This is a genomic window from Clostridia bacterium, from assembly GCA_012840125.1.
GTDB lineage: Bacteria > Bacillota > DULZ01 > DULZ01 > DULZ01 > DULZ01.
Genome location: DULZ01000044.1, coordinates 1 through 14,750 on the forward strand (window position 1 = coordinate 1; position 14,750 = coordinate 14,750).

Annotated in this window: 6 protein-coding genes and 1 other annotated feature; of the genes, 2 read left to right on the forward strand and 4 right to left on the reverse strand. The window is 52.5% G+C overall.

What is annotated here, in order from left to right:
- Positions 1 to 71 precede the first annotated feature (71 nt).
- The gene (locus GXX34_05265) at positions 72 to 1,550 is read right to left on the reverse strand and encodes a DASS family sodium-coupled anion symporter (protein HHW06928.1); all 1,479 of its coding nucleotides are present in this window, start codon (positions 1,548 to 1,550) and stop codon (positions 72 to 74) included.
- Between the two features lie 254 nt (positions 1,551 to 1,804).
- Positions 1,805 to 2,062, forward strand: a binding site (T-box leader).
- Between the two features lie 283 nt (positions 2,063 to 2,345).
- On the opposite strand from GXX34_05265, the gene GXX34_05270 reads away from it, so the two are divergent.
- Complete coding sequence (locus tag GXX34_05270; protein HHW06929.1) at positions 2,346 to 3,995, forward strand: sodium:solute symporter family protein; 1,650 nt, start codon at positions 2,346 to 2,348, stop codon at positions 3,993 to 3,995.
- A gap of 293 nt (positions 3,996 to 4,288) precedes the next feature.
- Positions 4,289 to 5,041 (forward strand): helix-turn-helix domain-containing protein, encoded by a 753-nt coding sequence (locus tag GXX34_05275; protein HHW06930.1) that lies wholly within the window; start codon positions 4,289 to 4,291, stop codon positions 5,039 to 5,041.
- A 137-nt stretch (positions 5,042 to 5,178) separates the two neighbouring features.
- Here the strand turns inward: GXX34_05275 and GXX34_05280 are convergent, their stop codons facing one another.
- From GXX34_05280 to GXX34_05290, 3 genes are read right to left on the reverse strand one after another with little or no spacing between them, the layout of a single operon-like run.
- On the reverse strand, positions 5,179 to 6,726 hold the full coding sequence (locus GXX34_05280) for an S-layer homology domain-containing protein (GenBank protein ID HHW06931.1): 1,548 nt from the start codon (positions 6,724 to 6,726) through the stop codon (positions 5,179 to 5,181).
- 16 nt (positions 6,727 to 6,742) lie between these two features.
- Entirely contained in the window at positions 6,743 to 9,292 is a 2,550-nt protein-coding gene (locus tag GXX34_05285) for an S-layer homology domain-containing protein (protein HHW06932.1), read from the reverse strand.
- 32 nt (positions 9,293 to 9,324) lie between these two features.
- Positions 9,325 to 14,736: a hypothetical protein gene (locus GXX34_05290; protein ID HHW06933.1), complete on the reverse strand. Its 5,412-nt coding sequence runs from the start codon at positions 14,734 to 14,736 to the stop codon at positions 9,325 to 9,327.
- Positions 14,737 to 14,750: the final 14 nt, after the last annotated feature.

Here is a 14,750-nt window from a genome sequence, read left to right on the forward strand (position 1 = left end):
CCAATCCTACCCCAGCATTGGACAAAGAACATTTGTTTTAAAACGAAGAAAAAAGCCGCTGCCTTCGGCTGCTACGGCTGGAGCGGCGAGTCCGTGAAAATGATCAATGAAAAGTACTGCTGCACCAGGGGCCACCACCAGGCGGCGCCAAAGCCCATGACACAGGAAACCAGGAGAGTAAGAATGATGCCGGGCAGGAGAAAATCCTTACTGTGGATTAAGCCCGTGTTGTAAACCATCACATTGGGAATGGTCTCTACCACCAGGATGAACCCGAAGAGACTGGCAATCCCCGTCGCCAGGGCCATCACGAAGGGATCCGCCCCGTGATGGAGGGCCAGCTGGTATACGATGGGCACCAGAGTAATGGTAACCGTAGCTACATTACCGATGGCCAAGTGATATATTTGGGTAAACAAAGTAATGAGCAAGATAGCCAGCACGGGATATACAAACATTTCCCCGACAAATCCCAAACCGAAAAAGGCCCCGGCAATGAACTGGGCCGCTCCCTGGTTAGCCACACTGCCCACAGACAAGGTGGCGGCGATCAAAATCACCGAATCCCAGGAAATCCGCACCGTCTTTTCCCACCGGCTGCAGCCGATACCGGGCAAGCACATCAAGATCACGGCCACGATGGCCCCGATGGAGCTGTGCAGCCCATGCCATCCTTCCGTCATCCAGATGGCAAAGGTCAAGGCGAGAATAGCCATGCATCTCTTTTCGGCGGCGGAGATGGGGCCCAGTTCCTGCAGTTTTCTTTGAAACGCCTCCCTGCCCCCGGGGAATTCCTTTACTTCCGCCGGGAAACATTTCACCAGCACCCACCAGAGCACCGGCAGCAGGATGAGGCTTAAAGGAAAAGCGTAAGCCATCCAGGCTAGATAAGTCACCGGCTTCCCCGTCAACTGGTGCAGCAAATCGGAGGTGATGACATTGGCGATGGCCCCGGGCAGCAAGCCCAAACCAGTGATATTAGTCCCAAAGGCCACCCCCAAAAGGAGCATCCCGCGGATATTGGGCGCCGGGCCCTGGGCTTCCATTTCCTCGATGATGCTTAAGACCACCGGCAATAACAAAGCCGCCCGGACGGCGGTGGCGGGAATAAAAAAAGCCAGGACCTCAAGAATGATGAGAAGGGCCGCCAGAATCCCGGCCGGGGTGGTTTTCGTGCGGGCCAAGAAGAAATAGGCTACCCGGTTGCCCAGCGGTGTGCTGTTAATGGCGTTAGCCATCATCAAACCGGCGGCGATGAGAAAGGTGGAGCCGCTGGCAAAGCCGCTTAAAGCCTGTTCGATGGGCGCCGCTCCGGTCATGACTAAAGCGGCGATGGCAATAAAAGCCGATAACGCGAGGGGTACCGGCTCCAGGACCCACAGGATAATGGCCAGGGCCATCACCGCCAGGGTACTTCTGATCTGCCAGTCCATAGTTGCCGGGGTGAACAATAATACCCCGGCGAAAGCGCCAAAGGCCACCAGCAGGTACGCAATTTCCCTCCGGTATGACGGCCATGCTCTCTCTTTGATCTGTTCCTCGGTAATCATGCCACCCCTCCGCTCCAATAGACAATGCAGAAAATTCGTAATTTTGCTTTTCTCTTTATTTTATCAGAAAAGAAGCGATAATTCACTAGCTAAGAAAGACCCGGCGGTTATGCCTGCCGGCGGCCTCATGACCGGGAGACGGCCACTGAAACGGAAGCCTTCAAACGAAGCGGAAAAAATTTCGGAAAAATGAGATTATTGCCCCCTTGCGCAATCATTGCCTTCATGCTACAATCATGTTAATTTGATACCAAGTAAAAGCAATGAAGGAGAAAAGTAGATTAACCCCAGTCTTCCAGGGAGGAAGAGTCGTGGACTGGAAGCTCTTCCAAGACATGATTAATCGAAGTTCCCTCCGGAGCTGCCGGCTGAAACCCCTGCGGCAAGTAGGCCGGGCCGGGACTCCCGCCGTTACAAGGGAGAGGGTACCGGACTTATCCCGTACCCCACAAGAGATAACCTAATGCCATTAGGTTAATTAGGGTGGTAACGCGAAACTTTTCGCCCCTAAACCGGGTGAAAAGTTTTTTTGTTCGGGGATAAGCTGTACCCTGTAGAGTGGGTTAAAGGCTGTCTTTAACCAACAAGGGTGGTACCGCGGAAGCCTCCGCTTTCGTCCCTCGGGGATGAAGCGGGGGCTTTCTTATTGATGGCAAGCAAGGGAGGTGAAATCAGGTGCTTGGACTGGCGGATTGGGGCATTGTCACAGCATACCTGGCCTGTGTGCTGGGTACCGTGGGCTGTGTATTATATGGCGTGATTAACTGGAACAGCAAATAAGGAGGAAGCTTGCGCATGGGCGAATATACTTTTTACGTCATGTTAGGTGTCTATACCGTCATCATTGCTTTTTGCGGTTACCTGGGTTACCGGCACACCAGGGATGCCAAGGATTACCTCATCGCCGGCAGCTCCATTAACCCGGCCTTGATGGCCTTGTCTTACGGTTCCACTTTCATTAGCACCTCCGCCATTGTGGGTTTCGGGGGCGCCGCAGGCATGTACGGCATGAGCCTTTTATGGCTGACTGCCTGCAACATTATTTTCGGCATCTTCGTAGCCTTCGTGTTTTTCGGCAAGCGCACCAAGATCCTCGGCACCAACTTGGGCGCCCAAACCTTTCCGGAACTCATGGCCAAAAGGTTTGACTCCAAGTTCATTCAAAACTACAGCGCGGTGCTGATTGCCGTTTCCATGCCTATCTACGCCGCCGCGGTGATGATCGGCGGGGCGCGTTTCTTGGAGCAGGCCATCAACATCAATTATGCTGTGGCCCTTATCATTTTTGCCATCTTAGTGGGTGTCTACGTTTTTTACGGGGGCTTGAAAGGCATCATTTACACCGATGCGGTGCAGGCGTCCATTATGTTTGTTGGTATGGTGTTCTTAATCGTAGCCACTTATACGACCCTGAGCGGCATTACAGAGGCTCACCGGCGGCTGACGGATATGGCTCACCTGGTACCGGAGAGTCTGGCTGCTCAGGGCCACACGGGCTGGACCTCCATGCCCGTCTTCGGCTCGGAGATCTGGCTTTATGTGATGACCACTTTGGTCTTAGGTGTGGGCATCGGTGTCTTGGCCCAGCCCCACCTGGCGGTGCGGTTCATGACCTTAAAGGGCACCGCCGACGTCAACCGGGCGGTGATTGTGGGCAGCATTTTCATCCTGTCCATGACGGGCGTGGCTTTTGTGGTTGGAGCTCTGTCCAACGCCTATTTCTATGAAAAATACGGCAAGATCTCCCTGTCCATGGTAACGGATCCGGCTACCGGAGCCCCGAACATTGACAAGATCATCCCTCTCTTTATCGCGGAAGCCCTGCCTGAATGGTTTGCGTACCTCTTCATGCTGTGCCTGCTGTCGGCGGCCATGTCCACCTTAAGCGGCCAATTCCATGTCATTGGCACTTCCATCCGGGACTTGCTCCAGCGTCGAGACGGCACCAACCAGGCCGGTACCACCACTTTCACCCGCTTAGGAGTACTGGTTGGGCTAATCGTTACCCTGGTGCTGGGCTTTAAACTGCCGGGCAGCATTATCGCCATTGCCACCGCCATGTTTTTCGGGCTGTGTGCCTCCGCTTTCCTGCCCATGTACATCGCCGCCCTCTACTGGCCCAGGGCTTCCAAGGCAGGAGTGATCGCCGGCATGGTTACCGGTTCGGCCATCTTCATCTTAAGCGTCTTATTCGTCCACCAGAAGGAAGCGGTCATCTTCGGGGTATCCCAGCTGCTTTTCGGGAAACCCTACTTGTTCGGCTTCCCCTGGAATATTATTGATCCCATGGTACTGTCCCTGCCCGTGGGGTTTGTCGTCACGGTATTAGTAAGCCTGGTGACGGCTCCTTTGAGCGAAAAGCACTTGGAGAAATGTTTCCACGGGTTCCGTCATGACCGGAGCCGGGCGCCCCAAGGCCAGGTGGCTTGGCTGGCGAAAAAGTAGCATTTCCCAGCCCGCCGCCCTTTGATACGTATCGTTCTTCCGAAACCGGCAGCTCACTGAGGCTGATAACTTTAACCATTATTCGGTCATTATCTTTAAGCCCTGGCCATGCCAACCGGCATGGTCCAGGGTTTTTTCCTATGAAAGACATAAGTCCGTGCCTTTTGCCTCCAACGGCTGTCCGGTACACCCCAGGCCGGTTAGTTCCATGCCCGGTTGTTTTTAGTTGATTATTGTTGATTATAATTGCTTTTTGTTTTGTTTAGCTTATAATAAAATCAGGGGTGAGGCAGATGTCAAAGGAAAATGGTTTAATCAACGCTCAGGCCCTGGCAAAGGAGCTGGGCTTGTCGGTGGAAACCATCTGGCGGTACACGAGGGAAAGAAAGATTCCTTATATTGACCTGGGAAGCAGGCAATACCGCTATAGGCTGGCGGACGTTCTTCAAGCGTTAAATGCTCCGGCTGTGAAAGAGCAAACAGGTAATTACGAGGCCGGACTGGAAAAGAAGTACACGTATCAAGACTACCTGGAAATGCCGGACGAGCCGGGCTACCGGATCGAAATTCTGGACGGGATACTGGTCAAAGAACCTTCCCCCAATGTAGCGCACCAGCGGGTTTCCCGGCGCCTGCAGCGCATTTTGGAGGACTATTTCTGGCAGGAAGACCCGGAAGGGGAAATCTTCAACGCCCCTTTGGATGTAACTTTTCACGATGTCACCGTGGTACAGCCGGACCTGCTGTACGTGGCCGGAACACAAAAGGAGATAGTCCAAGACACTCGCATTGACGGGGCCCCGGTTCTGGTGGTGGAAGTCTTATCCCCTTCCACCACTCGGAAGGACAGGCTGCAAAAACTGCAAATCTACCAAAAAGCCGGGGTGACCCATTACTGGCTCGTCAGCCCGGAAGAAAAAACCCTGGAGTGTTTTCAACTGCGGGACGGGGTCTATGCCCTGGTGGCCGGTGGGCTGGATGACGACGTGGTGGAACATCCTGCCTTTCAAGGATTATCCATTCCCCTCTCCAGTTTATGGAAATAAACCCTTGCTCAACCCTCTCCGGCACTCAGCCCGATAACTATGCCCTCGCGAGCCCCGGCAGTGGGAAGAAATATAAAAAGCGTGGCGGCAATAACGAAGGTTAGGCATCAACCTAACCTTCGTCTTTTTGGTTCGGATTAACGGAAGTTAATCAGCCGCTCCCGGTATTCGGTTTTCAGATCGTGCTGCAAGTAATTGATAAACCGCTGCAAGAACACCGCCGCTTCGGCCCGGGACATGGTCTGGTTGGGCAGCACATTGCCGTAGGCATCGCCGCTGACCAACCCCATCTCGGCGGCCACGTAGATAGCATCTCTCGCCCAGTAAGGAATCTGGGCATCATCCCGGAAAGGGGTCACCGTATTCTGCAAAGGCGCCAACCGTTCAAAGCCAAGAGCTTTGATCAGGGCGGTAATGGCCTCCGCCCGGGTCACGGAGCCCTGCGGGGCAAAGCGCCCCGGGGTGACTCCCGTCATGATACCGGCTTCACTGATGGTTTTAATCGCCTGGTAAGCAGGATGGTCCGCAGGCACGTCGCTAAAAGGGGAAACCTCCGTCACCGTTTGCTGCTGCCGGAACCGTTCAAAGGGATTCACCGTTTGAGTTTGCTGCTGGGCTGCCTCCGGGCTCTGCAGGTCCGTAAGCTGCACCAGGGCATAGGCAAACTCCCCTCTGGTCATATCCAGCCGGGGTCCGAAATAATCTCCTTTGGTGGTGAAAGCCTCAAGGCTCGCTAACTGCAAAACCGGCCCTTCGGCCCAGTGATTGGCCAAGTCCCGGAAAGGAGGCACCGGCAGCCAGCGCTGGGTGGGCATGGTGGCTAACCGGGCCGCCCCCGTGCGATGCCTGCGACCCCAGCTGTCTTTCACCAAGCCGTTGCGGTCAAATTCCGGCAGGTTAGCTTCATACCGCAAAATGCCTTCTTCTTGAATGGTTTCGATGTAACCCCCGGCAAAGCTGATAGGGGTAGGCTCATTGGCATGATAGGTTAAGTCCCTGGTTTTATTGAAAGAAATATCGATACTGAAGGTACCCGCCCAGTTCTGCCGGTAAGTCTCCTCTCCCACCTGCACTTCCCCGTCAAACCGGATGGTACCGTCAATGTGCTGGGTTTCCGTGCTGCCCCAGGCATGTTCATAACCCACCGTATCGCCCCAGGTCTCGATGACCACCTGCCCCCGGTTGCCGCTGATGCTGTACGTTTTGCGGCTGGTCCAGGTACCGCTGAAATAATCCACCGCCGGCTGGGAATCCACCAGCGCTGACTTGGAATACTGGTAGTCCGTGAGGGTATACCGCTGGGTGCCCACCGTAATCGTTTCCGTGAGCCGGTCCAGGTTGGTCACATAGACCGTTTGCCGGTTATCCATTTTGCTTTCCGCCGTAGAGGAATAAGAAGCGGTGCGGGTCAGCTTGATGGTGCCGTCCCGGCTTTGCAAGTTATAGGTCAGAGTAGTATTCAAACCGCTGCCGGTATTGCCCCGGGTAACCCGGCCGCCCCGCCCGCTGCCCTTCTGCACCGTCCCGGTCAACAGCACCGGTTCGCCGGTAATGAAAGTGACCTCCTGGTATTCCCGCTCGTTATAAATCCCTTCCTCCAGGTGCAGTTCCACAGCCCAGGCGGGAACAACCGCGCAACCAAGCAGGATTATGGCACAGATAAAGCTCCTCAAATATTTCCCCATACCGGTTCCCCCCTGTCTACTGCTTGAACAGCACGCAGCCGTCATACAGATCGTGCACTATATACACCACATCGCCGGGTTGCAGATCCCCAAGACCGCCGTAGAAAGAGCCCGTGTCCACCAGGGCGTCCTCCATGTTCAAGCGCAGGACCTGCGGGTTGGGAGTCCAGCGCTGGTAGCCCTCGCTCCAGTCCTGCACCCGGTCCAACACCAGGACGTGGCTGTCCCGGTTCACCGCCGCCACCCTGGCCACGCTGGTTTTCAAGTTTTCCGGGTTGCTGTACCGGATGGTCATGGCCAAGACCCGGTCCTCCTCATCGGCAATAACAAAGGCTTCCATGCGCAGGTACTCATCGCTCCAGCGGCTTTCCGCCAGCTGGTCCGGGGTAATCCAGCCCCCGGCATAATAGGCATCCCAGATCTTGGTGCGGTTATCAAAGGTCAAGGTAGGCATCCGGCGGGAAGAAACCGTCTCCCACTGGTTCCCCACCAGCTGCCGGGCCCGGGACAATTCTACTTCCCGGCGATCGATATCGGACAGCCGTCCCGCATAAACTTTGATTCTGGGCGGCACCCCTTGGAAATGCTGCATCAGGGCACTGTATTCCCCGGACGAGGTATAGATGGTCTCCAGGAAGACGTGCTCGCCTTCATGGAAGTCTTGCGGATCCACCAGTTTACCGTCCCGGATGGCGATGGTGCCGGCATCCACTAAGAAATTCTCACTGTTTTTCACCAGGCTGAACCGGTTCAAAGCCCAGGCCACCCGGTCAATGATGCCGTTATAAGGACGCGGTTCCCCGTCCCGCACCAATACCTTGCTGCCTAACAAGCTGCCGGAGGTGCTGCTCAAGGCAATGTACACCTCATGGCCGAGATAGCCGTTTCTCAGCTCTTCCATGGATACTAGCTGGTTGCCCAGGTAGATGTCGGCTCCCCCGTCGAGGACGATACTCCCTAAAGTGCCGAGAGGATACCAACTGCCGTAAAAGTATTCTTGGGGTTCCAGCAAGCTAACTTGCCTTCCCTCCGGGTAGACGGCATTCAGCCTACCCCGGACTACTTTGTCTGCTAAGCCTTCGTAACTGGATACCTCGACCCTACTCAACTGGCCGGTTAGAGTATCAACCACCTCCACCCGGACCCGGTCACCTATTCTAAGGTCCGCGACCTGCACCGGCCGGCCACCCTTGATGATGCGGGTGCCGGAGGTGATGCGATAGGTTCCTTCCTGATCGCCGTCCGCCAGGACCAGGTACTCACCCAATACCTGCTTCACCCGGCCCACTTTGGTTACCGGGCGCGCCGGGGTCTCGTAGCCGATGAGAGCGGGGCCAAAAGTGGCATGGATAGCTACGGCTGTATTGTTGCGCACCTCCAGCCGCAATTCCTGCCCAGGCACCAGGTCTATTAGGCTGCCGGGGCGCCCATCGATGACCACCGCTACCTGATCACTGAGAGGTATTACTCTCTTTTGCCCGGTATAGGGGTCTTGCAGTTCCAGTACTGTATTGTTGTTACTAAGACCGGCGAAATAACCGTCATACGCCAACTGCTGGCCAGAGCCAACCAAGGCGAACACAACCTCATTATTGGCGTTGAGTATAAACTCTACCTGCTCGCCCACCTGTAAATCGCCGGCTCTGGTAAGCCGGTTGTTTTTCAAAACCGGAAATCCTTTCCCGCTGCGAAAACTCACGATGGCCCGGTCATAACCGGCCAGCTGGACATCCAAGTCCACCCATTGCCCGGCCTTGTCCCCGCCGGCCACAGACCGGCCCAGCCGGTTCACAATGCGCCCTTGGAAACTGCTCCCGCCTAGCCGGTCCAATCCTTGCTCATTCACCCGGCTGAGCACCGAGGCCATTTCCCCCCGCTTGATGGTGCCCTTCGGCCGGAAAGTGCCACCGGGGTCCCCTCCCATGAGCTTCCGCTGCAGCACCGGTTCAATAGCGGAGAGCAATTCCGGATTAAAATCCCGCCAGTCGGAAAAGCTATAGACCAACTGCATGTTGATGCCATAGACGGCAGGGAGCTCCAAGGCCCGGGACAGCCAGGCGGCCACCTCCTGCCGCTGGGCCGGCCGGTTCCGGTTGTTGAGCAGGTCCGCCTGTTCGGCGGGAGTGATAATGCCCCGGTTCGCCGCCACTTGGATATAGCCATCGGCCCAGAACTGCTCCGCCGTGGCTGGATTTGAGGTAGTCTGGGGCCGTCGGCCCCGCGGGTTTTGGGCCAGCACCTCCGCCGCCACCTGAGCATCCGCTTCCAAGCCGGCAATCCGGAGCACCAGGGCCAGGGCTTCCTCCCTGGTCAAGGTGCCTTCCGGGCGGAACTTGCCCTGCCCGTCTCCTTTGAGCACCCCCTGGGCTGCCATGCGGTAGATGGGCACCCGGGCCCAGTGCCCCTGGATGTCGGAAAAAGCGGCGGTACGATAAATGGTATCGGCGTAGGGGCTTTCTTCATATGTAACGGTGGCGGCCCCGAAGGCACCGGGATGGCCCGGTGCCACCAGGGCAACGATGAGCATGATGGCCAAACAGGATAACACGTAGCGTCTCGACTGCATAGTTATCTCCTCAAGCGTAATGTCAAGTGTTCTCAGTGCTCCACCAGCATGAAACGACCCGGGGCGGTGATCCCGATGGTCAGCTCCGGCGTATTCGGCTTATTCGCCGCTCCCGTGTTCACCCAGCGCCCGGTGGCCGGGTTATAGGTGTACAGGGAGACCTGTTTGCCGGGCGTAACGGCGGTGTCGTACCGCATCGTCAGCTGCACCTGCTGGTAGAAAGTGTTCTGCACGGAGCTGCCGGTTCCCTGCAAGATTCTCCACTCTACCGCATAAACCGGCGTCAGGATGCGGCTGCCTCTGGGCAGTGCCCGCAAAGCTCTTTCCGCTTCCTGCTGTCCCAAATCGGTAATGATCACTTCTGCATAGTCCTCATTGGAAGCAAGTAACCCCAGATAGATACTGGCTGCCGGGATGGACAGGTTGATTCCTTTAGCTTCCACAACAATGGGTAAGGTAGCTCGGGACAGTGCCCCTTGGCTAATCCGGAGGACTTTGCGGTTCGTATCCTGATATTGCGCTTGGCTAAAGTCGATCCGGTAGCCGGTACCGGCCAAGGCATTGGCAGTAGCAACGGTAGCTACTGCATTGCCATTAGCAGTTTCCATGACTATTTTCTCCGGCACCAGGTCAGCTTCCGGTATGCGGCCGGAACCGGTACGGGCTGAAACGTAATAACTAAAATCGGAAGTACCTAATTCATTGACTGCCCGAATCTGGAAGTAGTAAGTGGTGTTGGGATCCAGGCCGGTGGCATAATACACCGTACGGGTAGTCTGGTCCAGGAAGCGGTATTGGCCATAACGGCTGTGGCTAACCCAGATCTCGTAGTAATTGGCAAAGTCTACTTCTTCCCATGTTATCTCGATGGTTTCCCGGTCTTTTCTTTCCGTATCGACCCAACCCGGTGTTTCAGGAGCTGTGCGTGGTTTTGTATACTTAAAGCCATTTTCCAGAGCAGCCCATCCGCCATCGGGGTTTTTCACCCTTACTTCCTGCCAGCCTACTTCTCCGGGAGGTGTGGTCGCTGTGATAGTACCGGAATTTTCTACGACTACATCTGCTGCCGGATTACCGCCAATCAGTACTATTGCACCACGATCAAACGGGCCACCGGTAATGGTGATTGCGGTACCCCCGGTTGCCGGACCTTCATTCGGTGATACTTCATCGATAACAAGTTCCTTGGTTTTAATGTATCTAAAACCGTTTGTCTTGATGGCCTGCCCCATGTCCGGGTTCAGAACAAGAACGTCTACACTACCCTCTTCGCCCGGAGGGGTGATAACCCGTAAAGTTTTGTAGTCGATAAACTCCACTTTTGGTGCTTCATTCATACCGAACCAGACTCTAGGAGGTTCCTGAGTATTGTCATCCTCTTTGAAACCGATACCGGTAATGATCACCTCTGTATCTCCCAAAGTAGAACCTTGGCTCGGTTCTACAGAATGTATTTCAGGGAAGCTCTTCGGGGCAATATATTCAAAAGTTACCACATTGGATCTTGCTCCCTCGTAGTTGATTACTACTACATCTTTTGTTCCCGGTGTATGAGGAGGTATCTTTACAATGATTTTAGCATTACCTTCTCCAGGGGTATCATCGATCATCAACACCTCAGCATTTTTCCCACCAATAACTACTTGGGCTCGCTCACGAAAATCCGTTCCGTATATAGTTACCGGTAAGCCACCCACAGTCGGGCCGTGATCCGGTTCAATGTAGTCAATAACCGGATTGCTGTCCGGCACTAAGAACCTAAAAGCTTCCTTCTTGACTGCCTCCATTCCATCAGCATTGATGACCTTAACATCAAACCATTTTAATTCCGGTAATTCTTCCGGGCTGTCAGCAATTCGCGGGGTTGTAAAAGTAATTGTTTCCGGATCCACTACTTCGACTTCTTTTCCTTCCCATTCACCGATATAGACGGCCCTCACAACCGAAGTAAAGTCCCGGCCGGTTATGGTTACTTTAGTACCACCTTCATAACTCCCTTGATTGGGTGCAACGGTGAATATTTCAGGTTTGGATGCTACGTAAGTAAAAGCCCTCTCCGCAGTATAACTACCTAAAGCATCTGGATCATGATTGGTGACAGTCACATGCACAGTCTCTCCCGGCTGTCCCGGTGGTGTAATTACCTCCAATCGATCATAGCGGATGGACTGCACAATAGCCTCATTACCTCCGAAGTAGACAGTTACTCCCTTGCTACTAAACCCGTCTCCCTCGATAACGACCAACGTTCCACCAGCGGCAGGACCGTGGTCCGGGTCAATGCTGTCAATAATTGGTTCGCTTTTTGGCAAAACATAGGTTACGGCACCTTCTTTCTGCGCCACCCCGCCGTCCCGGTTTAGAACCGTAACATCAACCACCGCTTTTTCCTCGATGGGCAATAAGTATGGCGGTGCTTTTACAATTATTTCATTTGGCTCAATAAAGTGAACAATTTCAGCCACCTCAGTACCGAAATAGACTGTAACCCATTTTCGGAAATCCTTACCTTTAATTGTAACAATTGTACCGCCCGTAGCCGGAATTATTGAGGGACTAATAGAATCGATTTCCGGCTTACTATCAGGCATTTTGTAGGTAAATCCACCGGGCAAAATATCGGTTCCCCCGTCGGGGTTAACAATCATCACATCTGCCGGCCCTACATTGTCAGCTTTAGGTGTAATAGCCGTAGCATACGTATAATTAGCTTCTACCTCAAGTGCCCTTTTCCCGCCAATCCAGATTTCTGCACCCGGCCAAAAGCCTATCCCGGTAATGGTAATCTTGGTACCTCCATCAACAGGACCCATTGGCGGGTAAACACCTTCAATCTTGGGATAGCTGCTGGGATCTAGGTATTCGAAAGGATACCATATAGCATTTCCCGTATCAAAATGGTTGCTAACCGTCACCACACATTTACCCACCGGGTGAGGAGGCGCCGTCACGACAATTTGGGTCTTGGACAGGGAAACAATCTCTGCCTCTTCCCAGCCGAAGTGGACGGAAGCATCAGGGTGGAAATTGTCACCACGAATTACTATTTGAGGACCACCCTCAACTCTTCCTACAGCCGGTGTAACCTCTTTTATAACCACCTCATCCTTAGGGATTTTATAGAGGAAGGTCTTTGACCACACGTCACTGCGTTTATCTTTGTTCTTTACCTGAACCTGAACAGCAAGTTCACCTTTTTCTTCTAATTCTTTACGTTGTTCATCGGACAGTTCATCTATGATCAGCTTTGGTAAACGCAATTGGATGGTATTGTTATCCACTAGCCTCATATTGTGTTCATCATATACCGCCTCAGTTACAGAATGAAATTCCCCGTCTTCGCCCTCGTATCCAAAAGTAACGGTTAAACCCGGATAAAACTGCTCACCGGTAATGGTGATTATATTCCCGCCATGGACGCTGCCCCGACTGGGACTAACATCTTCAATGGTTGGGTTGGAGAAATAATAAAAGCCTTTTTTCCCTTCTGCTACACTAGGATCCACTCCATCCCAGGCAGGCATGGTATCTCTCTTACCGGTAATGCTCTCCACTGTCACGCTTTGCCAACCAGGCTCCCCTGCCGGCGATGTGGCCTCAATTTCCGTAAAGCTTATAACATCAATATCTGTTGCTAAATTATCGCCAACATAGACTTTGGAACCGGTCACAAAGTTGTTACCCACTATTCTAAACCGTGTTCCGCCGGAAGTTGGCCCTTCAGGTGAAGTAGGAGTGTCCCCTTCATAAACTACTGCCCAAACTGACTCAATCTTAGGCACGATGTCGGGAGACCGGAATTCAAATGCATTACGCAAAACTGCTCGGCCATAAGAGTTTTCTACTACTAAATCTTTCCATCCTGAAGCGGGATTTTTTGGTGTTTTGGCAGTGAGCATTACTCCAATGTCCGAAGCAAATTGCACATTTGTAAGAGTCTCTCTACGTATAATTAGTTGCTCCGGATTATCAGGGTCGGGAGCCAAATATTCAAAATAAACTTTAGTATTCTCCAAAGTGTCCTCGTTAAAGTTTTCCCCGGTAATCACCACATCTTTAATCTCTGCAGTAGTTGCGTAATTAGGGGTTACCGAAGAAATCTTCATGCTGGTTCCTCGATAGGTAAATCCGCCAGGCTTAATTGCTTGTCCGGTAATTTCTCCTTCAGTCTTATTCACTACAATAACATCAACAGGCCCGGCTAAATCACTCGGCGGCAATTTTACCCTAATCAGTGTTGAGGTTAAGCTGATTACTTCAGCTTTGTTAGCCCCAAAATAGACTTCCGCACCAGCTTCAAAGTTAGACCCGGTTATTCTGATCTCATGTCCTCCGCCAACCGGTCCCACATTGCTCTGGGTGGTGGTATTTATAACATCTTCAATATGAGGATACGTTCGAGGAAAGTAATAGGTAAATCCATCAGGCAAAACAGCTATTTCAGTTCTGCCTTTTTTTTCATGGCTATCCGCCCATTCAATAATCAAACGAACGTCATGAGGTCCACTAAACTGGGAAGAACCTGTTTTCGCACTTATAACATAAATTGGATTGCCGTTTTCATCCTTAATTGGTTCACCATTTTCATCGTACCCATAAGGTATAACATCTATATCCTCAACCGGCACATCGCCAATTCGAATTTCCAGGCTTTTATAATCATTCTTACTGGTTGGCAAATTGACACCACGAATTAAAATAGGAGTACCACCGTCCATCGTGCCTTGTGACGGTGTAATATTCAGCATGCGTATTACTTTACCTTCAGAAATATATTCAAATACTTCGTCTGTTGTCGTGTAGGAACCTCCATCAGCAGGGTTGATCACACGAATCCTAGCCTTCTGCTCACTGTTAACAGCAGGTGCATAGGCAATGATTTCCGTGGTACTGACAACTATCACTTCTTGTGCCGGTAATTCTTTATCGGCAAATACAAACATAACCGTAGGCGGAATTGGACTCACATCTTGTCTAAAATTAGTTCCTGAAATAGTAACAGGAGTGCCGCCATCTATCCCTCCTGTATTTGGACTAACATCAATTATTGTTGGATCACCGTTCTCCACAAAAGTAAAAGCATTCTTCAATTCGACAACATCATAGCCGTTATCTATTGTTAGAGACACTACTCCACTCTCACCAAAATCTTCCGGAATTGTAAACCGTAAACGATTCTTATTAATTAACTCCACATTTTGGACTGGTTTATTACCTAACATTACTGTTAATCCTTCAACAAAGTTGTCGCCTAAAACAGTAATCGGAATATCTGAGCCCTTATAAAAATTCGGGTAAACGGAGGTAATTCTCGGGGGTGCGGTAGCCTTGGGAGAACTGTCATCTCCATTTTCTTCAGCCGCTGCCGGTATAATTCCAACTACACAAAAATTAAAAATAAACGATATGAGTAAGATGAGTGCAAACAATTTTGAACGATACAATCCAATCCCCCCTT

Bases quoted from the DNA above. Each gene is read 5' to 3' on its own strand.
- GXX34_05265 (HHW06928.1), bottom strand. From the start codon at position 1,550: ATGATTACCGAGGAACAGATCAAAGAGAGAGCATGGCCGTCATACCGG.
- GXX34_05270 (HHW06929.1), top strand. From the start codon at position 2,346: ATGGGCGAATATACTTTTTACGTCATGTTAGGTGTCTATACCGTCATC.
- GXX34_05275 (HHW06930.1), top strand. From the start codon at position 4,289: ATGTCAAAGGAAAATGGTTTAATCAACGCTCAGGCCCTGGCAAAGGAG.
- GXX34_05280 (HHW06931.1), bottom strand. From the start codon at position 6,726: ATGGGGAAATATTTGAGGAGCTTTATCTGTGCCATAATCCTGCTTGGT.
- GXX34_05285 (HHW06932.1), bottom strand. From the start codon at position 9,292: ATGCAGTCGAGACGCTACGTGTTATCCTGTTTGGCCATCATGCTCATC.